The 22,351-nt window shown below is 66.7% G+C and carries 21 protein-coding genes; 2 read left to right on the plus strand and 19 right to left on the minus strand.

Going from position 1 to position 22,351, the window contains the following annotated elements; all coding sequences use genetic code 11:
* Positions 1 to 36: 36 nt before the first annotated feature.
* Complete coding sequence (locus tag ABD024_RS04910) at positions 37 to 993, minus strand: acetyl-CoA carboxylase carboxyltransferase subunit alpha (RefSeq protein ID WP_343850245.1); 957 nt, start codon at positions 991 to 993, stop codon at positions 37 to 39.
* 163 nt (positions 994 to 1,156) lie between these two features.
* Between ABD024_RS04910 and ABD024_RS04915 the strand changes: the two genes are divergently transcribed.
* A complete protein-coding gene (locus ABD024_RS04915; protein WP_343850247.1) occupies positions 1,157 to 1,537 on the plus strand; it encodes a YajD family HNH nuclease in 381 nt (126 codons plus the stop codon).
* 18 nt (positions 1,538 to 1,555) lie between these two features.
* Here the strand turns inward: ABD024_RS04915 and dnaE are convergent, their stop codons facing one another.
* From dnaE to rpsB, 18 genes are all read right to left on the minus strand, one after another.
* A complete protein-coding gene (gene dnaE / locus ABD024_RS04920; RefSeq protein WP_343850249.1) occupies positions 1,556 to 5,110 on the minus strand; it encodes a DNA polymerase III subunit alpha in 3,555 nt (1,184 codons plus the stop codon).
* Between the two features lie 110 nt (positions 5,111 to 5,220).
* Positions 5,221 to 5,757, minus strand: coding sequence for a TlpA family protein disulfide reductase (locus ABD024_RS04925; RefSeq protein WP_343850251.1), 537 nt, complete (start codon positions 5,755 to 5,757; stop codon positions 5,221 to 5,223).
* Between the two features lie 96 nt (positions 5,758 to 5,853).
* The gene (locus ABD024_RS04930; RefSeq protein ID WP_343850253.1) at positions 5,854 to 6,051 is read right to left on the minus strand and encodes a hypothetical protein; all 198 of its coding nucleotides are present in this window, start codon (positions 6,049 to 6,051) and stop codon (positions 5,854 to 5,856) included.
* 145 nt (positions 6,052 to 6,196) lie between these two features.
* Positions 6,197 to 6,397: a hypothetical protein gene (locus ABD024_RS04935; RefSeq protein WP_343850255.1), complete on the minus strand. Its 201-nt coding sequence runs from the start codon at positions 6,395 to 6,397 to the stop codon at positions 6,197 to 6,199.
* Positions 6,398 to 6,615: 218 nt separating this feature from the next.
* Positions 6,616 to 7,272 carry a ribonuclease HII gene (gene rnhB, locus ABD024_RS04940; RefSeq protein WP_343850257.1) on the minus strand — a complete coding sequence of 219 codons (657 nt, stop codon included), beginning with the start codon at positions 7,270 to 7,272 and terminating at the stop codon, positions 6,616 to 6,618.
* A complete protein-coding gene (gene lpxB / locus ABD024_RS04945) occupies positions 7,265 to 8,473 on the minus strand; it encodes a lipid-A-disaccharide synthase (protein ID WP_343850259.1) in 1,209 nt (402 codons plus the stop codon). Before lpxB ends, rnhB begins: the two co-directional genes overlap by 8 nt.
* A gap of 72 nt (positions 8,474 to 8,545) precedes the next feature.
* Positions 8,546 to 9,319 carry an acyl-ACP--UDP-N-acetylglucosamine O-acyltransferase gene (gene lpxA, locus ABD024_RS04950; protein WP_343850261.1) on the minus strand — a complete coding sequence of 258 codons (774 nt, stop codon included), beginning with the start codon at positions 9,317 to 9,319 and terminating at the stop codon, positions 8,546 to 8,548.
* On the minus strand, positions 9,316 to 9,789 hold the full coding sequence (gene fabZ / locus ABD024_RS04955; protein ID WP_343850263.1) for a 3-hydroxyacyl-ACP dehydratase FabZ: 474 nt from the start codon (positions 9,787 to 9,789) through the stop codon (positions 9,316 to 9,318). Before fabZ ends, lpxA begins: the two co-directional genes overlap by 4 nt.
* Positions 9,782 to 10,810, minus strand: coding sequence for a UDP-3-O-(3-hydroxymyristoyl)glucosamine N-acyltransferase (lpxD, locus tag ABD024_RS04960; RefSeq protein WP_343850265.1), 1,029 nt, complete (start codon positions 10,808 to 10,810; stop codon positions 9,782 to 9,784). Before lpxD ends, fabZ begins: the two co-directional genes overlap by 8 nt.
* 134 nt (positions 10,811 to 10,944) lie before the next feature.
* Entirely contained in the window at positions 10,945 to 13,371 is a 2,427-nt protein-coding gene (gene bamA, locus ABD024_RS04965; RefSeq protein WP_343850267.1) for an outer membrane protein assembly factor BamA, read from the minus strand.
* Between the two features lie 198 nt (positions 13,372 to 13,569).
* Positions 13,570 to 14,916 (minus strand): RIP metalloprotease RseP, encoded by a 1,347-nt coding sequence (gene rseP, locus ABD024_RS04970; RefSeq protein ID WP_343850269.1) that lies wholly within the window; start codon positions 14,914 to 14,916, stop codon positions 13,570 to 13,572.
* Between the two features lie 36 nt (positions 14,917 to 14,952).
* Positions 14,953 to 16,128, minus strand: a complete 1,176-nt coding sequence (locus tag ABD024_RS04975; RefSeq protein WP_343850271.1) for a 1-deoxy-D-xylulose-5-phosphate reductoisomerase — start codon at positions 16,126 to 16,128, stop codon at positions 14,953 to 14,955.
* Between the two features lie 3 nt (positions 16,129 to 16,131).
* Entirely contained in the window at positions 16,132 to 16,950 is an 819-nt protein-coding gene (locus ABD024_RS04980; protein ID WP_343850273.1) for a phosphatidate cytidylyltransferase, read from the minus strand.
* A gap of 9 nt (positions 16,951 to 16,959) precedes the next feature.
* Entirely contained in the window at positions 16,960 to 17,700 is a 741-nt protein-coding gene (gene uppS / locus ABD024_RS04985) for a polyprenyl diphosphate synthase (protein WP_343850276.1), read from the minus strand.
* Between the two features lie 17 nt (positions 17,701 to 17,717).
* Positions 17,718 to 18,275, minus strand: a complete 558-nt coding sequence (gene frr / locus ABD024_RS04990; protein WP_343850278.1) for a ribosome recycling factor — start codon at positions 18,273 to 18,275, stop codon at positions 17,718 to 17,720.
* A gap of 72 nt (positions 18,276 to 18,347) precedes the next feature.
* A complete protein-coding gene (gene pyrH / locus ABD024_RS04995; RefSeq protein ID WP_343850280.1) occupies positions 18,348 to 19,070 on the minus strand; it encodes a UMP kinase in 723 nt (240 codons plus the stop codon).
* Between the two features lie 253 nt (positions 19,071 to 19,323).
* Positions 19,324 to 20,205: a translation elongation factor Ts gene (tsf, locus tag ABD024_RS05000; protein WP_343850282.1), complete on the minus strand. Its 882-nt coding sequence runs from the start codon at positions 20,203 to 20,205 to the stop codon at positions 19,324 to 19,326.
* Positions 20,206 to 20,305: 100 nt separating this feature from the next.
* Positions 20,306 to 21,178 (minus strand): 30S ribosomal protein S2, encoded by an 873-nt coding sequence (rpsB, locus tag ABD024_RS05005; RefSeq protein WP_343850284.1) that lies wholly within the window; start codon positions 21,176 to 21,178, stop codon positions 20,306 to 20,308.
* A gap of 308 nt (positions 21,179 to 21,486) precedes the next feature.
* Between rpsB and map the strand changes: the two genes are divergently transcribed.
* Positions 21,487 to 22,254, plus strand: coding sequence for a type I methionyl aminopeptidase (map, locus tag ABD024_RS05010; protein ID WP_343850286.1), 768 nt, complete (start codon positions 21,487 to 21,489; stop codon positions 22,252 to 22,254).
* Positions 22,255 to 22,351: the final 97 nt, after the last annotated feature.

Here is a 22,351-nt window from a genome sequence, read left to right on the forward strand (position 1 = left end):
TGCGTGATGGGCGCCGCGCGATCCGCGGCGGGGCGCTTATTCCTGGTACGCGCCGTAGCTGCGCAGGCGCTTGTAGCGCTGTGCGAGCAGGTCGGTGACCGGCATCGCCGCGAGCTCGTCGAGCTGCCTCAACAGCACCGCTTTCAGACGGATCGCCATCGAACGTGGGTTGCGGTGGGCGCCGCCCAGCGGCTCGCGTACGACCTTGTCGATCAGGCCCAGTTCGAGCAGGCGCGGCGCGGTCATACCCAGCGCCTCGGCGGCGTCCTTCACCTTGTCCGGGCTCTTCCACAGGATCGAGGCGCAGCCTTCCGGCGAGATCACCGAGTAAGTGGAGTACTGCAGCATCAACGTGCGATCGCCCACGCCGATCGCCAGCGCGCCGCCGGAGCCGCCTTCGCCGATCACGGTGCAGATGATCGGCACCTTCAGCTCGGCCATCTCCAGCAGGTTGCGCGCGATCGCCTCGCTCTGGCCGCGCTCCTCGGCACCGACGCCGGGGTAGGCACCGGGGGTGTCGATGAGGGTCAGCAGGGGCAGGCCGAAGCGCTCGGCCATCTTCATCAGGCGCAGCGCCTTGCGGTAGCCCTCGGGGCGCGGCATCCCGAAGTTGCGGCGCACCTTGGTCTTGGTGTCGCGGCCCTTCTGGTGGCCGATGATCATCACCGGCCGGCCGTCGATGCGGCCGAGGCCGCCGACGATGGCTGCGTCTTCGGCGTACATGCGGTCGCCGGCCAGCTCGTGGAATTCCTCGCAGATCACGCCGATGTAGTCGAGCGTGTAGGGGCGCGCCGGGTGGCGCGACAGCTGGGTGGTCTGCCACGAGTTGAGGTTGCGGAAGATCTCATTCGTCTTGAGCTTCAGCTTCTCGCGCAGGCGGCCGACTTCGTCCTCGATGTTGAACGCCTGGCCGTCGCTGGCGTGGCGAAGCTCTTCGATCTTCGCGTCCAGTTCGGCGATGGGTTGTTCGAAATCGAGGAAGTTGGGGTTCATTCGCGGCAATTCTTGGTACAGAAGCGGCTCAGTATACCGTCCCGCAGGAAAACGCGAGAACGCCGCCGTATGGCTGTGACGGGGTCGACACAAGCCTGCCGCGGGTTCGGCGATTGCGCTATCTTCCGCTCCATCGAGCCACTGCATCCGCCGGATCCGTACCATGCCCAGCAAACCCGTCATCGACAACGCCAAGCTCGACCGCATCGTGGCCGAGGCGCGGCGCAACGCCGAGCAGCGCGAGCTGGGCTATCGCGAGCGCGCGCTGAAGATGTATCCGTGGGTGTGTGGCCGCTGCGCGCGCGAATTCACCCGCGCGAACCTGCAGGAACTGACCGTGCACCATCGCAATCACGACCACGACTGCAACCCGCCGGACGGCAGCAACTGGGAGCTGCTGTGCGTGTACTGCCACGACAACGAGCACTCGCGGCATATCGACCACGTGCGCGGCGGCGTGCTGGCCGTGGAAGATGCACCGCCGGCGACGGGCAATCCGTTCGCCGACCTGAAGGCGATGCTGGAGCGGGGCAGCAAACGGTAGGAGCCCGCTCGCGGCCGGTCAATCCTGCTGCTTGACGATGCGCAGGCGCGCAGCCTGCACGCCGGGCAGGGCGCGCACGGCGCGCAGCAGTTCGGGGATGGCTTCCACGCGCCAGGCTTCGCCGAGTTCGAGATCGGCCTGCGCGTGGTGGTTGCGGTACCCATGCAGCGTCACGCTGGTGCGGCCGCCGCGGTAGCCGGCCAGGGCTTGCTGCAACTGTTCGATGAAATGCGGGCCGATGCCGTTCAATTTCAGCTGCAGCAGGCGTGCATGCTTGCGGCAGGCGTCGGCCAGTGACATCGCGCTGCGCGCACGCAGCTGAAAACCACCGCCGGAAAATTCGTCGATGCGCAGGCCGCCGTCGACGACCAGCATCTCGTCGCGGGTGAGCAGCGGCGCCATCTGCTGGTACAGCTCGCCGAAGAAGCTCACCTCGATGATGCCGCTGCCGTCTTCGAGCCGCACGAAGGCGTCGCTGTCGCCGCGCTTGCGTACGGTGGTGACCATGCCGGCCACGGTCCACGGCGTGTCGGGGCCGCGGCGGAAGCGGTTGCCGTCGTCGTTGTCGTTCCGGCGCGGCTTCGGCGGCTGGTAGCGATCGACGATCTCGCCGAGCGGGCAGGTCGACAGCTGCGCCAGCTCGTCCTTCCACGGGTCGGTGGGGTGGCCGGACAGGTAGTGGCCAAGCGTGTCGCGCTCGCCCTGCAGCTTCCGCTCCAGCGGCCATTCCGGCACGGTCGGCAGCTCGATCTTCAGCACCGGCGTGGTGCTGCCCACACCGGCATGCGGCTGGGCGGCGCCGAACATGTCGTTCTGGCCGGACTGTTTGTCGCGCAGGTGTTGCTCGGCCGCCTTGATCGCGTCGGGCAGTTGCTGCATCAGGCTGGCGCGGTTCGCGGCCAGCGCATCCAGCGCACCGGACAGGATCAGCGCTTCCAGCACGCGGCGGTTGAGCCGGCCGGGATCGACGCGGCGGCAGAAGCCGGCCAGGTCGGTATAGGCGCCGTGCGCGCGTTCGGACACGATCGCCTCGCACGCGCCCTGGCCGACACCCTTGATCGCGCCGAGCCCGTACTGGATCGTCCTGGGTTCGATCGCCACGAACATGTAGTCGGACGCGTTGACGTCCGGCGGTTGCACGGTGATGCCGATCGCACGCGACTCGTCGAGGAAGGTCACCACCTTGTCGGTGTTGTCCATGTCCGAGGAGATCGTGGCGGCCATGAACTCGGCCGGATAGTGCGTCTTCAGCCAGGCGGTCTGGTAGCTCACCAGCGCATAGGCGGCGGCGTGCGACTTGTTGAAGCCGTAGCCGGCGAACTTCTCCATCAGGTCGAAGATGGTGTCGGCCTTGTCGCCGCTGAGGCCGTCCTTCGCCGCGCCCTCGCGGAACTTGGCGCGCTCCTTGGCCATCTTCTCGGCGTCTTTCTTGCCCATCGCGCGGCGCAGCAGGTCGGCGCCGCCGAGCGAGTAGCCGCCCACGATCTGCGCCATCTGCATCACCTGTTCCTGGTAGACCATGATGCCGTAGGTCTCTTTCAGGATCGGCTCGACGCGCGGGTCCGGATACTCCACGTCCTCGCGGCCGTGCTTGCGCGCGATGAAGCTGGGGATCAGGTCCATCGGGCCAGGGCGGTACAGCGCAACCAGTGCGATGATGTCCTCGAAGCGATCGGGCTTCGCGTCCTTCAGCATGCGCTGCATGCCGGAGGATTCGAGCTGGAACACCGCGACGGTCTGCGCCTTCTTCAGCAGATCGTACGATGCCGGGTCGTCCAGCGGCAGCGCCGAAATGTCCAGCGGCGCTTCGCCGGTTTTCGCGCGGCGCGCGTTGATCGCCTTCACCGCCCAGTCGATGATGGTCAGCGTGCGCAGGCCGAGGAAGTCGAACTTGACCAGGCCGACCGCTTCCACGTCGTCCTTGTCGTACTGGGTCACCACGCCGCCGCCGCCGGCTTCGCAGTACAGCGGGGCGAAGTCGGTCAATGGCGTCGGTGCGATCACCACGCCGCCGGCGTGCTTGCCGGCGTTGCGGGTGAGGTTTTCGAGCTTCAGCGCCAGGTCGATCAGCGCGTGGGCGTCCTCGTCCTGCTCGTAGGCTTCGCAGAATTCCTTGACGACGCGATCGGTTTCCTTCTTCGACTTTTCCGAGCGGCCGAGTGCATCGGACAACGTGAGGTCGAGCGGACGCGGCGGCACCATCTTGGCCAGCCGGTCGACCTGGCCGTACGGCATGCTCAGCACGCGGCCGGAGTCGCGCAGCACCGCCTTGGCCGCCATCGAGCCGTAGGTAATGATCTGGCTGACGCGGTCGCGGCCGTACTTGCGCGCGACGTAGTCGATCACCTCGTCGCGGCGGTCCATGCAGAAGTCGATGTCGAAGTCGGGCATCGACACGCGTTCGGGATTGAGGAAGCGCTCGAACAGCAGGTTGAACTGCAGCGGGTCCAGGTCGGTGATCTTCAGCGCCCAGGCGACCAGCGAGCCGGCGCCGGAACCGCGGCCGGGACCAACCGGAATGCCGTTCTGTTTGCCCCAGTTGATGAAGTCCGCCACGATCAGGAAGTAGCCGGGAAAGCCCATCTTGACGATGACATCCAGCTCGCGTTCCAGCCGTGCCTGGTAGTCGTCCAGGGTGTGGCCTGCGGCCAGCGGGGCACTGACCAGTCGCTCGCGCAGGCCCTGCCGCGCCAGCTCGCGGATGTGGCTGTCGAGATCGTGGCCTTCGGGCACCGGGAAGTCGGGCAGATAGTAGGTGCCGAACTTGAGTTCCAGGGTGCAGCGTTTCGCCAGCTCGACGGTGTTTTCCAGCGCCTCGGGCAGGTCCGCGAACAGCGCGGCCATTTCCTCCGGCGTCTTCAGGTATTGCTGGTCGCTGTACTCGCGCGGGCGTTTCGGATCGGCCAGTACGCGGCCCTGGTTGATGCACACGCGCGCCTCGTGCGCGCCGAAGTCGTCCTGCTTGAGGAAGCGCACGTCGTTGCTGGCCACCACCGGCAGGCCGAGTTCGGCGGCCAGCGCCAGCGCGGTGGTGTTCCAGTTTTCCTCGCCGTCGCGGCCGCAGCGGGTCAGTTCCAGGTACAGCCGCTCGGGGAACAGCCGCGCCAGCGGGCGCAGCTTCGCCAGCGCAGCTGCGACACCCTGGTTCAACGCGATGCGGCCGACCTCGCTGTCGCGGCCGAGCAGGGCGATCAGTCCGCTGCTGGCGTCGGCGCTCAGCCAGCCGGCTTCGACCAGCGCGCGGCCGCCGTGCTGGCCTTCCTGCCAGGCACGCGACACCAGTCGCGACAGGTTGAGGTAGCCGTCACGGTCCTGGCACAGCAGGGTGAGTCGCCACGGGCGCGGGTCGTCCGGCGCGGAGATCCACAGGTCGCAGCCGCCGATCGGCTTGATGCCGGCGGCACTGCAGGCTTTGTAGAACTTCACCAGCGCGAACATGTTGCATTCGTCGGTCAGCGCCACCGCCGGGATACCGTCGCGCACGCAGGCGGCGACCAGCGCCTTGATGCGGATGGTCGAATCGACCAGCGAATATTCGCTGTGCAGGTGCAGGTGGGTATAGCGGACGGTCATGCAGGTTTACGCGGTGAGTCCACGCAGGCTAACCGGCGCTGTGCCCAGCGGCAAGATTGACTTCCGCGCGGTTTGCGCGAAGCGCGGCGGCGCCCCGGATCCCTATCGCGTCAGTTTGCCGCGACCGCTGCCGGAGCGGATGGCGGTTCGGCGAGCAGGGCGTTGATCTCGGCCACCAGGCTGTCCAGCATGTCCTCGCCGTAACCGACATGGATATGTGCCACGGTGCCATCCCGGTGCAGCATGACCATCACCGGAATGCCCTCCACGCCGTAAGGCTTGCCGAGGGTGCCGTCTCGATCCCAGGTGAGCAGCAGCCCCGGAAGGTCCTTTCTCAGTGCGCGGGAAGCGCGCACGAAGATGTCGCGGTCCTCGCGATGGTTGATGGCGACAACCTGCAGGGGCAGGCCGCGCTCGGTGGCCAGCGACTGCAGATTCGCCAGTACTGGCAGTTCCTTCATGCAGTAGCCGCACCAGGTGGCCCAGAAGCTGATTACCACGACCTTGCCGTGCAGGGACGAGACGGTCACCACCTGCCCGCGCTGGGTCGTACCCAAGGCGTCCGGCGGCGCTTCGCCGGGCGTCACTCCGGCCCTGGCGGCGAAGCAGAGCATGACGCCCAGCAGTGCGATGCCGATCCTGCGCATGTCATCCATCCCCCGATTGATGGCGGCAGCGTAGCAACATGCCTGGAGCGGAGAAAGGGGAGGCGGTCAGCGCATGCCGCGGGCCTGGCTGGTGGGTCAGTGGACGTAGAAGCGCTCTTCCTTGTCGTCGACGGTTACGTAGTGATCAAGCCCGCGCGCCAGCAGCGGGTGCAGGTTGTAGTCGACAGGCGAGGGGAGGATCTCGTCGATACCGGCCGCATGAAGATGACCGGTTTCGGCATGGCGGGATGGTCTGATGGGCGGTACGGGCGGGCGGTTCCGTGAGGGCATCATGGCGCGACTCCTGCGGGCCTGAGTGCGCTTGTGACCGTCGTATCGACTTCCGCGCCCGACCCGCGTCGGGCGCGCCGCGTTGATGGCGGCACAGGCCGCTACCGCTGCTGCGTGGCGGTTTCATCCGTGAGGCGGCCAGCCGCCATCAGACTACGTGAAAGCGTTCGAATTCATCGAGGCGGATGATGTAGTGGTCGAGGCTGTCCACCACCAGTGGACGGAGGTTGTAGTCGGCATGCGGCGGCGTCACGGTGTCGTTGACGGCGTCGCACGCGTCGTCTGCCGGCGGCATGAAGGCGGCAGTCGACATGGGCGGTGCGATGGGGCGGTTGGCGGGAAACATCATGGCACGACTCCTGCGGGCGGTGAGTGCGCTTGTGACAGTGCCCGGCGAGTCTGGTCGTGGACAGGCCGGCGTTGCTGGCGCGTCCCTGCTGATCGCGTTTCCTGTAGTGAATGATGCGCCTGCGCGAGGAAAAGTTGCATAGACGAATGGGCTATGCGGATCAATCTCATCGGACCCGCGACCAAGCTGTTTGAGCGCGGAAACTCCGCGCCGATGGGTCAGAACAATTGCGCCTGGTCCAGCAGCAGGCGTACCGGTGCGAAGCTGCGGCGGTGTTGCGCGCACGGTCCGAGCTGCTGCAGCGCGGCCAGGTGCGCCGGGGTCGCGTAACCCTTGTGTGCGGCAAAGCCGTAGCCGGGATGCACGCCGTCCAGCGTGACCATCACGCGGTCGCGGCTGACCTTGGCCAGGATCGACGCGGCGCTGATCGCCGGCTCCAGCGCGTCGCCGCCGACGATGGCGCGGCCGGGGCAGGGCAGGTCTTTCGGCAACTGGTTGCCGTCGATCAGGGCCTCGTGGGCGACCGGCACGAGACCGGCCACGGCGCGGCTCATGCCGGCCATGGTGGCCTGGAAGATATTCAGGCGGTCGATCTCGTCCCGCTCGATCAACACGATGCAGTACGCCAGCGCGCGCTCGATGATCAGCGGATACAGCGCCTCGCGTTTCGCTTCGCTGAGCTGCTTGGAGTCGTTCAGCCCGACGATCGGGCGGGCCGGATCAAGGATCACCGCGGCCACCGCCAGCGGGCCGGCCAGCGGGCCGCGGCCGGCCTCGTCGACGCCGGCAATGAAGATGCTCCTTGCGCTCGCCGCCTCTTCCACGCGAAGAGAAGGTCGGGATGAGGGGGCGGCGTTCGCCGAAAGGCTATCCATCGGTGTGCTTCGCGTCGATCAGCTCGGCAATCGCCGCTGCCGCGCGATCCCCCGCATGGCCCTCCAGGCCACCACGCAGGGCCTGGTGCAGTTGCTCGAACGCGGCGACGATCGCGCCGCGCCGCTCGCTGTCCTTGAACAGGGCGAGCGTGGCGGCGGCCAGGTTTTCGGCGGTGCAATCGTCCTGCATCAGTTCGGGCACCAGCAGGCCGTCGCCAAGGCCGGCGGCACGCGCCAGGATATTCGGCAGCGCGTAGACGTCGGTCTTCAGCATGTTCAGGGCGCGGGCGATGCGATAGCTCAGCGGCGCGACGCGGTAGCCCACCACCATCGGCCGCTTGGCCAGCATCGCCTCCAGCGTGGCGGTGCCGGAGGCCAGCAGCACCACGTCGGCGGCCAGCATCGCCTCGTGCGCGTGGCCGTCCAGCAACTGCGGCGCGGTTTCGTCCTGTGGCCCGTGGGCCAGCAGTTCGCCGAGCCTGGCGCGCACCTGCGGATTGGCGGCGGGAATCACCACGCGCAGTCCCGGTATGGCGGCGGCCACGCGGTTTGCCGCGTCGATGAAGGCCTGGCCCAACCGGCCGACTTCGGACAGCCGGCTGCCAGGCAGCACGGCCAGTACCGGCGCCTGCTGCGGCAGCTGCAGGATCGCGCGCGCACCGACACGATCGGACACCAGTGCGAAACGGTCGGCCAGCGGGTGGCCGACGAAGCGGGCGTCGATGCCGTGCTTCGCGTAGATCGTCGGTTCCATCGGGAACAGGCACAGCACGCGACTGGCGCTGCGGCCAATTTTCGCCGCGCGCTTCTCGCGCCAGGCCCACACCGACGGGCTGACGTAATGCACGGTCAGTAGGCCGGCCTGTTTCAGGCGCTGCTCCACGCCAAGGTTGAAGTCGGGTGCGTCGATGCCGATCACCACAGCCGGTCGCTCCCGCAGCAGGCGCGCGACCAGCGCCTTGCGCAGTCGCAGCAGGCGCGGCAGGTGGCGGATCACTTCGCTGAAGCCGAACAGCGACAGCTCGCGGATGTCGTACCAGGAGTCGAAGCCCTCGCGCTGCATGCGCGCGCCGCCGATGCCGACGAAGCGTGCCTGCGGATAGCGTTGCCGCAGTGCGGCGATCAGGTCGGCACCGAGCTGGTCGCCGGAGTCTTCGCCGGCGAGGATGGCGATCAGGGGGGAGGCTTCGCTGGTTTGCATGTCAACGCCTCCGGCTTTACGTCGAAATGAGGGCAAGAGCGCGTGTTTGATTTCCCGATAAGCGTGAAACGCTTATCGGGCGAGCGCGCGCTCGCTGTGGTCGATGAATTCCAGCATCGCGCGCACGTCGTCGCTTTCGCGCGCCTGCTCGACCAGCTTCTCGCGTGCCTCGGGCAGCGAAAGGCCGGCCATGTACAGGGTGCGGTAGGCGCGCTTGATCGCGGCGATGCGCGAGGCATCGAAGCCGCGGCGCTTCAGGCCCTCGCTGTTGATGCCGCGCGGACGACCCTGCTGCTCGTTCGCCATCATCACGAACGGCGGCACATCGTGGCCGACCAGGCAGCCCATGCCGATGAACGCGTGTGCGCCGACCTTGCAGAACTGGTGCACGCCGGAATAGCCGGACAGGATCGTCCAGTCGCCGATCGCCACGTGGCCGGCCAGTGCCGAATAGTTGGAGAACACCACGTGGTTGCCGATCTGGCAGTCGTGCGCCACGTGCACGTAGGCAAGCACCCAGTTGTCGTTGCCGATGCGGGTGACGCCGCCGCCATCGCCGGTGCCGCGGTTGATGGTGGCGAACTCGCGGATCAGGTTGCGGTCGCCGATCACCAGCTCGGTGCGTTCGCCCTGCCATTTCTTGTCCTGCGGCGCGCCGCCGAGCGAGGCGAACTGGGTGATGCGATTGTCGCGGCCGATCTTCGTGGGCCCTTCGATCACCACATGCGGACCGATCTGCGTGCCATCGCCGATTTCGACCTCGGCGCCGATCACGCTGTACGCGCCGATGCTGACGTTGGCGCCGATGATGGCGGAAGGATCGATCAGCGCAGTGGGATGGATCATTTGTGGGCCCTCGCGGCGCACATCAATTCGCAACTGGCCACTTCCTTGCCGTCGACCAGGCTGCGTGCCACGAACAGGCCCATGCCACGCACCAGGCGCTTCTGGCTGACTTCGAAGCGCAACTGGTCGCCGGGAATCACCGGTGCGCTGAAACGCGCGTTGTCGACCTTGACCAGGTAGAACAGCGGGCTGCCCTTGTCGCCCTTGGCGCGACGGCTCAGCTGGGTCAGCAGTCCGGCGGCCTGGGCCATCGCCTCGACGATCAGCACGCCGGGCATCACCGGGTGGCCGGGAAAGTGGCCCTGGAAGAACGGCTCGTTGATGGTCACGTTCTTCAGCGCGACCACGCTGACGTCGGGCACGATCTCGACCACGCGGTCCACCAGCAGGAACGGGTAGCGGTGCGGCAGCAGTTCCTGGATCTGCTCCACGGTGATCGGCAGTGTCATGAAGTCGCTTTTTTCACTCATTGTTGCTGTCCTTCTCCAGCGCCGACAATCGGCGCGCGTACTCGTCCAGATGCTTGAAGCGCGCCGCGTTCTTCCGCCACTGGCGGTTGTCCTGCAGCGGCACGCCGGATGAATATTCGCCGGGCTCGCGGATCGAATGCGTGACCAGGCTCCTGGCGGTAATGGTAACCCGGTCGGCCAGTTCGAGATGGCCGAGCACGCCGGCGCCGCCGCCGATCATGCAATAGCGGCCGATCTTCGCAGTGCCGGCCACCGCGGCGCAGCCGGCCATCGCGGTGTGCGCGCCGACGTGCACGTTGTGGGCGATCTGGATCTGGTTGTCCAGCCGCACGTCTTCTTCCAGCACGGTGTCGTCCAGCGCGCCACGGTCGATCGTGGTGTTGGCGCCGATCTCGCAGTCGTCGCCGATGCGCACGCCGCCGAGCTGCGGCAGCTTGATCCAATGATCCTTGTCGAAGGCGAGGCCGAAGCCGTCCGAGCCGATCACCGCACCGGGATGCACCATCACGCGCTGGCCGAGCGTGACCCGGGTGACCAGGGTGACCCGCGCCACCAGCCGCGACTGTGCGCCGACCGTGCAGTCCTCGCCGATGATGCAGTGCGGGCCGAGCACGGCGCCGTCGCCGATCACCGCACCGTCCGCGATCACACAGCCCGGGCCGATGCTGGCGCTGGCACTGACCCGCGCCCCGGCGGCGACCACGGCGCTGGGATGGATGCCCGCTGGTGCGGCGGGTAGCCGTTCGAACAGCGCGGCGATGCGTGCGTAGGCGACATACGGATCCCGCGCGACCAGCGCCGCCGTCGGGCAGTCGGCGAGGTTTTCCTCGCGCAGCACCACCACGCCGGCACGGGTGGCGGCCAGCTGGGCGGTGTACTTGCTGTTGGAGAGGAAGCTTAACTGGCTGGGGCCGGCGCCGGCCAGCGTGCCGACGCCGTCGATGACCCGTGCGCCATCGCCGCTGAAGCTGAGGCCGAACCGTTCGGCCAGTTCGGCCACCGTGAAGTTGATTGCGCTCATGCTTGCTCCGGAACCTGCCGGCCATTGTAGGGGGTGGCGCCGCGGCGTGCAGTGCGCCAAGCCGGCAAAAGCAGGCCGGCAAAAGAAAGCGCGGCCTGGCCGCGCTTTCTTCGGTCCCCGATCTTCGGGTCAGGTCAGAACTGGCTGCCGAAGGTGAACTGGATGCGCTCCTCGTAGTGGCGGTCCGCGTCTTTCGAGCGCAGCGGCATCGCGAGGCTGATGATCAGCGGGCCGATCGGTGCCTGCCACTGCAGCGACAGGCCGGTGGACGCGCGCAGCTCGGAGGCATCGAAACTCTTGTAATCCTTGTAGACGTTGCCGACGTCCATGAACCAGGACACGCGCGCGGTGTTGACGTCCTTCAGGAACGGCAGCGGCAGGAACACCTGCGCGGTGCCGAGCACCTTGAACGCGCCGCCGATCGGCTGCGCGTAATAGGCGCCGTTGTTGCACATGCCGCCAGCGTTGGGAGCGCTGCCGTCGATGCAGACCCGCGGTCCCAGTGTGTTGTCCTGGAAGCCGCGCACGTCACGCACGCCGCCGGCGTAGTAGTTCTGCCAGAACGGAAGGTCTTGGCGCATGTCGGTGATGACGTGGCTCTGGAGGGGGTTGTCGGCCTTGCTGGCCGCCGCCAGGGCATCGTAGGCATCGTCGGTGATGCCATTCTTGCCATAGGTCTTGCCGTAGCCGACCTGGCCATCCAGGTACAGCACGAAGCCCTTGCCGATCGGCCAGTAGTGGTTCGCCTCGGCGGAGAGCTTCCAGTACTGCACGGTCGAGCCGGGCAGGGCGACGTCGGTCGAGGCCGAGAGCAGGCCGCCGCGGGTCGGTGCCCAGTAGCCGTTGCGGGTGTCGTGGTTCCAGCCCAGCGTGCCGGTCCAGGTGTGGATGGTCTTGTTGCCGATCTCATTCTGGTAGTCGATCAGCACCAGCGGGCTGTAACCCGGGAACAGATTGACCTTGTTGCTGCTGATGCCCAGGCCCACGCGCAGACCGTCGGTCTCGCTGATCGGGATGCCGAGGTAAGTGGAGAAACTCTTCGCGCTGGTGGCGTAGTTCGCGAAATCGGTGTTGCCGTAGTCGGTCTTCGAGTACGAGGCGCTGTAGCCGATGCCGATGCCGCTGTCGGTCAGGTAGGGGTTGTAATAGTTGAGGCCGAGGCGGGTGTAATAGCTGCTGCGCTCGCCGCTGATCGAGAAGCTGTCGCCGCTGCCGAACAGGTTGTTCTGCGACACCGAGGCATTCAGGATGATGCCGGAGTACTGCGAATAGCCGATGCCGAACTGCATGCTGCCGGCGGACTGTTCCTCGACCTTGACCGTGACATCCACCTTGTCCTGGGTACCCGGCACCAGCTTCTTGTCGACGTCGACGGTCTTGAAGTAGCCGAGCTTCTGCAGGCGGATCTTGGAGCGGTCGATCGCCGCCTGCGAGTACCAGGAACCCTCGAGCTGGCGCATCTCGCGGCGCAGCACGCCATCCTCGGTGCGCGTATTGCCCTGGAACACCACCCGCCGCACGTACACGCGCTGGCCGGGTTCGACGTACAGGGTCAGGTCGACCGTACGCTTTTCCTTGTCCAGTTTCGGGATCGGGGTGACCTTGGCGTAGGCGTAACCGATGTTGGCCAGCACCGCCTTGATCGCCTTGCTGCTGGCTTCGACGGCGGCGCGGTTGAAGGTCTCGCCTTCCTTGACGAAGACCAACTGGCGCATGGTCTCCTCCGGCAGGATCAGCTCGCCGAGCAGCTTGACGTCGGCGACCTTGTAGATCTCGCCTTCCTTGATGCTGGCGTCGATGTACATCGCACGCTTGTCCGGGGCGATTGCCACCTGGGTGGAGTCGACGCCGAAATCGGCGTAGCCGCGATCCATGTAGTAGGACTGCAGCTTCTCCAGGTCGCCGGAGAGTTTCTCGCGCGAATACTGGTCGTCCTTCGAATACCACGACATCCAGTTGCTGGTGTCCGATTCGAAGCCGTCGCGGATCTGCTTGTCGGTGAACGCGTGGTTGCCGAGGATGTTGAGTTCCTTGATCTTGGCCGCCTTGCCCTCGCGGATCTCGATCTCCACGGCGACGCGGTTGCGGTCCAGCCGGGTCACGTGCGGATCGACCGACACGTTGTACTTGCCGCGGTTGTAGTACTGCCGGATCAGTTCCTGCTGCACGTTGTCCAGCGCCAGCCGGTCGAAGGTCTCGCCTTCGGTGAGGCCGATTTCCTTCAGGCCCTTCTTCAGGTCGTCGGTCTTGATGTCCTTGTTGCCGCGCAGGGTCAGCTTGGCGATCGATGGCCGTTCGACCACCTTGATGACCAGGATGCTGCCCTCGCGGTCGAACTCGACGTCGCTGAAGAACTTGGTCCGGTACAACGCACGAATGGCCCGCTGGGCCTCGTCGCTGGTCAACTGGTCGCCCTTGTTGATCGGCAGGTAGTTGTACACGGTACCGGCGGAGATCCGGCTGAGGCCGTCGATGCGGATGTCCGACACCACGAACGGGTCGAACGCAAATGCATTGGCGGAGAGGGAGGCAAGCAGGATCAGCGCGGCGATACGCTTCATCGTCGATTCCGTTGGGTTATTTCGATGGAGCGGCCAGCGCGGCCGCCCCGATCAACGCATGAGGCAGGGACGAGCCCTGCCTCGAAAGAGAGTCCGCATTCCGCGGCAGGAATGCATCGCATGACACGCCGCCGCGCCATGCTGCGGCTGGCGCGGGCTGGCGTGTCGTCGACATGCTGCAGTCACCGGACATCGGTGTCACGACAGCAGCATGCGGTGGATGTCGTTGTAGAACGCCAGCCCCATCAGGGTGAACAGCAACGCCAGACCGATGTACTGGCCGACAATCATCGCCTGTTCGCTGACCGGGCTGCCTTTGATCAACTCCACAAGATAATACAGCAGGTGTCCGCCATCCAGGACCGGGATCGGCAGCAGGTTGAGGATCGCCAGGCTCAGCGACACCAGCGCCAGGAACTGCAGGAACCAGGGCAGGCCCATGCTGGCCGAGGCATTCGCCACTTCGGCGATGCCGATGACGCCGGACAGGTTCCGGGTCGAGGCTTCGCCGGTCAGCATCTTGCCGAGCATGCTGAAGGTCTGCGTGGTGTTGCGCCAGGTGGTGCTGAACGAAGCGACCAGTGCCTTGACCGGGCCGTAACTCACGGTGGCCGTTTCGGCCGGCGGGGCGCCGACGCCCATCACCCACTTCTGCGGCTGGCCTTCCAGTGACTCCCACTTGGCGGTGACGTCGAGTTGCTGCGGCTGGCCTGCACGCTCGACGCCGATCGCCAGTCTGGGGGACTTGACGGCTTCGGCCTGCACCAGCTTGCCGAACGCGACGAAGTTGCTCACCGGCTGGCCGTTGACGCTGACGATGCGGTCGCCGCCCTGCATACCGGCCAGCGCGGCCGGCTGGCCGGGCATCACGGTGGCGGCGATTGCCGGCGGCGGCGCCAGCTTCAGGCCGAGCTTGCCCAGGTACTGGCCCACGTCCTGGCCCGGCGGCAACTCGTCCAGCGGCAGCACCAGTTCGCGCGAGCGCCCATCCTGGCCGCGCACGGTGAGCGGCAGCGGCGCGCGCCCGAGCAGGGCGTTGGCCACGACGTCCATCGAATCGGTCCAGGTGGTGACGGCGCGGCCGTCGATGCTGAGGATGCGGTCGCCCGGCTGGATGCCGGCGCTGGCGGCGAGGCTCTGCGGCGTCGCGGTCACCACCGGCGCTACGTCCGGGCGGCCCAGCATGAACATCAGCCAGAACGCGACGATGGTGAAGATCAGGTTGAAACCCGGCCCGGCGGCGACGATGGCGATGCGTTTCCACACCGACTTGCCGGTGAATTCCTGTTCGCGCAGGGCAGGGTCGACCTCGCCCTCGCGCACGTCCAGCATCTTGACGTAGCCGCCCAGCGGGATCGCGGCGATCTGGTACTCGGTGCCGTCGCGGCCGATGCGTTTCCAGATCGCGTTGCCGAAGCCGACCGAGAAGCGCAGCACCTTGACCCCACACCGGCGCGCGACCCAGTAGTGGCCGAATTCATGGAAGGTCACCAGCACGCCGAGCGTGACCAGCAACCAGAACACCGAGCCGAAGAAGGAAGTCATCAAGTACCGTGGCGAAAAGTCATCGAAGCAAGAATATCAGCAAGCATTGCGCAGAACGCGCCGCGCCGCCTCCCGGGCCGTGCGGTCGCGTTCACAAAGGGTTTCAACATCGACCACGGCTTGCGCCGGCAGTTCCGCAAGCACGGCCTCGACCACGTCGGCGATCGACAGGAACGGCAGCGCGCCGGCCAGGAAGGCTTCCACTGCCACCTCGTTGGCGGCGTTCAGCACGGCCGGGGCATCGCCGCCGGCGCGCAGGGCCTGGAATGCCAGCGCCAAGCAACGGAAGGTAATCAGGTCCGGTGGCTCGAACTGCAGCGGAGCGCAGGCGGCGAGGTCCAGCGACGGTACGCCGGATTCGACCCGCTCCGGCCATGCCAGCGCGTGCGCGATCGCGGTGCGCATGTCCGGGTTGCCCAACTGGGCCAGCACCGAGCCGTCGACGTACTCGACCATCGAATGCACCAGGCTCTGCGGATGCACCACCACGTCGATCGCCGCGGCCGGCGCGTCGAACAGGTGATGTGCCTCGATCACCTCCAGGCCCTTGTTCATCAGCGTGGCCGAGTCGACCGAGATCTTGCGGCCCATCACCCAGTTCGGATGCTTGCAGGCCTGGTCCGGCGTGATGCTGGCCAGCTCGGCGCGCGTACGGCCGCGAAACGGACCGCCGGAAGCGGTCAGGACCAAGCGACGCACGCCGCTGCGGCGCAGGTCGGGGCGGCCGCCCGGCAGGCACTGGAAGATCGCGTTGTGTTCGGAGTCGACCGGGATCAGCGCGCCGCCACCGGCCGCGACCGCTTCCAGCAACAGCGGGCCGGCCATCACGATGGATTCCTTGTTCGCCAGCAGCAGGCGCTTGCCGGCGCGCGCGGCGGCCAGCGTGGATTCCAGCCCGGCGGCGCCGACGATGGCGGCGACCACGGTGTCGCACAGGTTGCCGCTGGCGGCCGCGGTCAGCGCGGCGTGGCCGCTGGCTACTTCGCAGCGCACGCCGGCGGCAGTCAACCGGCGCGACAGGTCCGCTTCCAGTGCCGGGTCGGCGATCACCGCCAGGTCCGGCCGATGCTGCACGCACAGGGCCACCAGCGCCTCGACCTGGCGATGTGCCGTCAGCACGCTGGCGCGAAAGCGCTCCGGATGACGTGCGATGACATCAAGCGTATTGCCGCCGATCGAACCGGTGGCGCCGAGGACAGCGACGTTGCGCATCTTCTAAATGTCCAGCAGCAAAAGGCCGGCGGCGAACACCGGCAGCGCGGCGAACACGCTGTCCAGCCGGTCCATCAGGCCGCCATGGCCGGGGAAAATGGAGCCCGAATCCTTCACCTGGGCATGCCGTTTCATCAGGCTCTCGATCAGGTCGCCGACGATCGACACCGCCACCGTCACCGCGGCCAGCAGCGCCAGTGCCACCAGCGCGGCACCGCGCACACCGAGCAGCCAGCCGCCGGCCTCGGCGACCAGCACGCCAGCCACCATCGCGCCGTACGCGCCGGCCCAGGTTTTGCCGGGGCTGATCTGCGGCGCCAGCTTGCGCTTGCCGAATGTACGGCCGCTGAAATACGCGCCGATGTCGGACGCCCACACGATCACCAGCGCCAGCAAGGTCCACCAATGACCGTGCGGCCCGCGGGCGTGGATGCTGACCAGGGCGACCCAGGTCGGGAAGATCACGAACGCGCCGGCGAGCAGCTTCAGCGCGAGATTCTCGCGGGTCGGCGCCGCGGCGAACGCGAAATGGCGCAGCCACAGGCAGGCCAGCAGCCACCAGGCTACGCCGGCCGCCAGCAGCAGCGGGGTCAGCATCGTGGCATGGGCGCGCCACAGCAAGGCGAACACGGCCGCCGCCACGACAAGCAGGACGGCGCGCCATGAGCGGCTGTTCAGACCACTCAGCTCGGCCCATTCCCACCAGGCTGCCAGGAACGCCAGTGCAACGATGATCGCGAAGATGCCGGTCGGCGGCAGCAGGATGATCAGGATCGCCAGCGGCGCGAGCACCAGGGCGGTGAGAATGCGCTGAAGCAGCATGGAAATCCTCTACGGAGCGGTGGCGACCTGCTCGCTGGTACGACCGTAACGGCGCTCCCGGCGGGCATAGTCTTCGATGGCCCGACGCAGGCAGGCCTGGTCAAAATCGGGCCACAAGGTGTCGGTGAAGTACAGTTCGGCGTACGCGACCTGCCACAGCAGGAAGTTGCTGATGCGGCATTCGCCGCCGGTGCGGATGAACAGGTCCAGCGGCGGCAGTTCGGCCAGGCTCATCCACTGGCCCAGTCGGGCTTCGTCGATCTCGTCCGCGCGCAGCTCGCCACGCGCCACCGCGGCGGCGGCCTGGCGGCTGGCCTGCACGATATCCCAGCGGCCGCCGTAGCTCACCGCGATGTTCACCTGCAGCTTGTTGTTGCCGGCGGTGCGGGCCATCGCGGCCTGCATGCGCTCACGCAACGACTCGTCGAATGCAGCCAGATCGCCGATGAAGCGCAGGCGCACGCCGTGGCCATGCAGTTCGTCCACTTCCTTGTCCAGCGCGCGCACGAACAGACCCATCAGCGCGCCGACTTCGTCCTGCGGGCGCTGCCAGTTCTCACTGGAGAACGCGAACAGGGTCAACGCCTGCACGCCTTCGCGCAGGCACGCTTCGATCACTTCGCGCACGGCCTTGCGACCGGCGTTGTGGCCGAAGCTGCGCGGTCGATGACGGGCCTTGGCCCAGCGGCCGTTGCCGTCCATCACGATGGCGATGTGGCGCGGAACCTTGGCGGCCTCGGCGCCGGGCATGGCGGATGTGATGGCGCTCAGAGCGCCATCAACTCCTCTTCCTTCGCCTTGACCACGGCGTCGACATCCTTCACTGCGCGATCGGTGAGCTTCTGGATCTCGTCGTCGATGCGGCGGTCGTCGTCCTCGGTAATGAGCTTTTCCTTGAGCAGGTCCTTGACCTGCTGCAGGGCGTCGCGGCGCACGTTGCGGATCGCGATCTTGGCGTTCTCGCCCTCGTGGCCGACATGCTTGGCCAGCTCCTTGCGGCGCTCCTCGGTAAGCGCGGGCATGTTCAGGCGGATCACGGTGCCGGCGGTGGTCGGCGTGATGCCCAGGTCGGAGGCCATCAGCGCCTTCTCGATCGGCGCCACCATGTTCTTTTCCCACGGCGTGATGAGGATCGTGCGCGCGTCGGACAGCGACACCGAGGCGACCTGGGTCAGCGGCATGTCCGAGCCGTAGTAGGACACCTTGATGCCGTCCACCAGCGCCGTGCTGGCGCGGCCGGTACGGATGCGGGTGAGGTCGTGCTTGAGTGATTCGATGCTCTTGCCCATGCGGGTCTGGGCGTCGTTCTTGATGTCGTTGAGCATGTGGCGCTTCCCGGTGAATCTGGCAACATTCGATTATAGCAGTGACGAGCAACGGGGCTTGCTGCGGCGCGGTCAGCCGCCGTCGACCAGGGTGCCGATCGACTCGCCGCGCATGATCCGCATCAGATTCCCGGGCGCGGTCATGTCGTAGATGCGCAGCGGCATCTGCTGGTCGCGACACAGCGCGATCGCGGCAGTATCCATCACGGCCAGCTTGCGCTCGATCACGTCGTCGTAGCCGAGGCGGTCATAGCGGGTGGCGTCGGCGTGCTTGGCCGGGTCGGCGGTGTACACGCCGTCGACCTTGGTCGCCTTCAGCAGCAGGTCGGCGCCGATCTCCACCGCGCGCAGCGCGGCGGCCGAATCGGTGGTGAAGAACGGGTTGCCGGTGCCGGCGGCGAACAGCACGATGCGGCCCTTCTCGATGTGGCGGATCGCGCGGCGGCGGATGTAGTCCTCGGCCACGTCGTGGATCTGGATTGCGCTGGTCACGCGCACGAAGCCGCCGCGTTTCTCGATCGCGTCCTGCATCGCCAGCGCATTCATCACGGTGGCCAGCATGCCCATGTGATCGCCGGTGACCCGGTCCATGCCGGCGGCGGCGAGGCCGGCGCCGCGGAAGATGTTGCCGCCGCCGATCACGATGCCGATCTGCACGCCGGCCCTCTGCACCTCGATGATCTCGTCGGCGAGCCGGCCGATCACCTTCGGGTCGATGCCGTAATCGGCCTCGCCCATCAGGGCCTCACCGGAGAGCTTGAGCAGGATGCGGCGGTACTTGGGCTGGTCGCTCATGGATTCTCCGGATTGTGTGGGGCAAACCGGCACATTGTAGCGGAGAGCAGGGGGCCGGTAACGCGGAGTGAGTGAAGAGGAGTGAGAAACCGGGGCATGCCGCCAGGCTCCCGGCAACCGCGGAAACGAAAAGAGCCGCGGTTTCCCGCGGCCCTTGATTCGACGCGCTGCCTTTTCTGAACAGGCCGGCCAAGAATTGCTCTTTCTAAACAGTCCGGCCATGGATGGCCGGTCTGCCAGTCAAGGACGACTGTTACCTCAGCCCGGCCTGCTTCATCACTTCGGCGGCGAAATCCTCTTCCACCTTCTCGATGCCTTCGCCGACGGCCAGACGGGCCACCGAGACGACGTCGGCGCCTTCCTTCTTCAGCGCCTCGGCCACCGTCACGTTGGTATCCAGCACGTAGGGCTGGCCGAGCAGGGTCACTTCGGACACGATCTTGTGGATCTTGCCGGCGATGATCTTCTCCAGGATCTCGGCCGGCTTGGCCTTTTCCTTGTCGGACATCAGGCTCAGCGCGATCTCTTTTTCCTTGGCCAGGAAGTCGGCCGGCACGTCCTCGGCACGGATGTGCGCAGGGTTCATCGCCGCCACGTGCATCGCGATGCCCTTGGCCAGTTCCTCGGAACCGCCCTTGAGCGCGACCAGCACGCCGATGCGGCCACCGTGGATGTAGCTGCCGATCACGCCGTTGCTCTCGACGCGGGCCAGGCGGCGCACGTCGATCTTCTCGCCGATGCTGACGATCAGCGTCTTGGCGGCTTCTTCCACGTTGGCGGCGCCCGGATAGGCGGCAGCCTTCAGCGCGTCGATGTCGGCGGCGCCAGAGTTCAGTGCGACGTCGGCGACGGTGTCGCTGAACTTCAGGAAGCTGGCGTCCTTGGCGACGAAGTCGGTTTCGCAGTTGATCTCGACCAGCACGGCCTTGCCGGCGGCCTGGGCGGTCACGATGCGGCCTTCGGCGGCGACGCGGCTGGCCTTCTTGTCAGCCTTGGCCAGGCCGGACTTGCGCAGCCATTCCATCGCGGTGTCGATGTCGCCGTTGTTCTCCACCAGCGCCTTCTTGCATTCCATCATGCCGGCGCCGGACCGCTCGCGCAGCTCCTTGACCAGTTGGGCGGAAATATTGCTCATCGGTAGTCCTCTAATGCTTGGATGCGCCGTGGCAGTTGAATGCCACGGCGCGGTTATCGCGTGCGGATGTGACGGCGGTGGTGAACCGCCGTCGTCGCGCTTACTTGGCGGCAGGCGCGCCGTCGTTGCGCGGACCACGACCGGCGTCACGGCCGCCGTCGCGGCGCGGGGCGCTCTTGCGCGGGGCAGCGTCACGGCGCGGGGCCGGCTTGCGATCGATCTTGGCGACCGGGTTGCCTTCCTCGTCCAGTTCGACGAAGTCGTTCGCGTCGCCCTGGGCGGCGGCCGGCGCGGCAGCCTTGCCTTCGAGGATCGAGTCGGCGGCAGCGCGGGCGTACAGCTGGATCGCGCGGATCGCGTCGTCATTGCCCGGGATCGCGTAGTCGACCAGTTCCGGGTTGTAGTTGGTGTCGACCACGGCAATCACCGGGATGCCCAACTTCTTGGCTTCCTGCACGGCGATGTCTTCGTGGCCGATGTCGATCACGAACAGTGCGTCGGGCAGACGGTTCATGTCCTTGATGCCGCCGAGCGAAGCCTGCAGCTTGTCGCGCTCGCGGCGACGGGCCAGCACTTCGTGCTTGACCAGCTTCTCGAAGCTGCCATCGGTCTCGGCCGCTTCCAGCTCCTTCAGGCGCGACACGGACTGCTTCACGGTGCGGAAGTTGGTCAACATGCCGCCGAGCCAGCGCGACGTGACGAACGGCATGCCGGCGCGTGCAGCCTCTTCGGCCAACGGCTCGCGGGCCGAACGCTTGGTGCCGACGAACAGGATGGTGCCGCGCTTCTGCGCCAGCGCCGACAGGAAATTCATCGCGTCGGTGAACAGCGGCAGGGTCTTTTCGAGATTGATGATGTGGATCTTGCCGCGCGCGCCGAAGATGTATGGGGCCATCTTGGGGTTCCAGTAACGGGTCTGGTGACCGAAATGGACGCCGGCTTCGAGCATCTGACGCATGGTGACTTGTGCCATGGGTGTAACTCCTTGCATGGGCCTTTGAAAGGCCTGGGGGTTGGGACCTCCACGCATCCCCGGCTTCGACCGCGACTGGCCCGAATTTTTGGTGGGCGTGCCGCAGCACCCCGAAGGCGGTGCCGATACGTGTGTGGCGTTGGTTTGGGTGTTGTACCGCTGCGGGTTACAATCCCGGTTCGCTTTGCGCCGGCCGACCACGAAACGGATACGTCAGCCCTGCAAAACTCCGAAATTGTAGCCGGTACGCCGGCGGCGCGGCAAGTTGCTGGATTTCAAGGACTTCTGCCGCCATATGAGTGGAATACATGGCCATAACCCTGAAATCCCCTGAAGACCTCGAAGGCATGCGCGTCGCCGGCAAGCTGGCGGCCGAAGTGCTGGCGATGCTCAAGGAGTACGTCAAGCCCGGCGTCACCACCGAGGAGCTGGATCGGCGCGCCTACGAGCACATCGTCAACGTGCAGAAGGCAATCCCCGCCAACGTCGGCTATCACGGCTTTCCCAAGACCCTGTGCACTTCGGTCAACCATGTGATTTGCCACGGCATTCCGAACGAGGGCAAGGTGCTCAAGGACGGCGACATCGTCAACCTCGATGTCACCGTGATCAAGGACGGCTGGCACGGCGATACCAGCCGCATGTACATCGCCGGCACGCCGTCGGTGCTGGCCAGGCGGCTGGTCGACACCACCTTCGAGGCGATGATGCGCGGCATCCAGGCGGTGCGTCCCGGCGCTACCCTGGGCGACGTCGGCCATGCGATCCAGCAGCATGCCGAGGCGGCCGGTTTCTCGGTGGTGCGCGAGTACTGCGGCCACGGCATCGGCAAGGTCTATCACGACGAGCCACAGGTGCTGCACTACGGCAAGCCCGGCACCGGCATCGAGCTGAAGAAGGGCATGACCTTCACCGTCGAGCCGATGATCAATGCCGGCAAACCGCAGACCCGCCAGCTGCCGGATGGCTGGACCGTGGTGACCAAGGACCACTCGCTGTCGGCGCAATGGGAGCACACGCTGGTGGTGACCGACGACGGTTTCGAGATCCTCACGCCCTGGCCTGACGCGGGGTAGGTGGGCTCGTCGACTTCGGCCCTTTCGGGCCTGCGCTCAGGATGAACGGTTGTTTGAGCCGTTCATCCCCGGATCGAGTCCGGGGCGGGCTCTGAGC

It is taken from the genome of Rhodanobacter soli, from assembly GCF_039523495.1.
Lineage (GTDB): Bacteria > Pseudomonadota > Gammaproteobacteria > Xanthomonadales > Rhodanobacteraceae > Rhodanobacter > Rhodanobacter soli.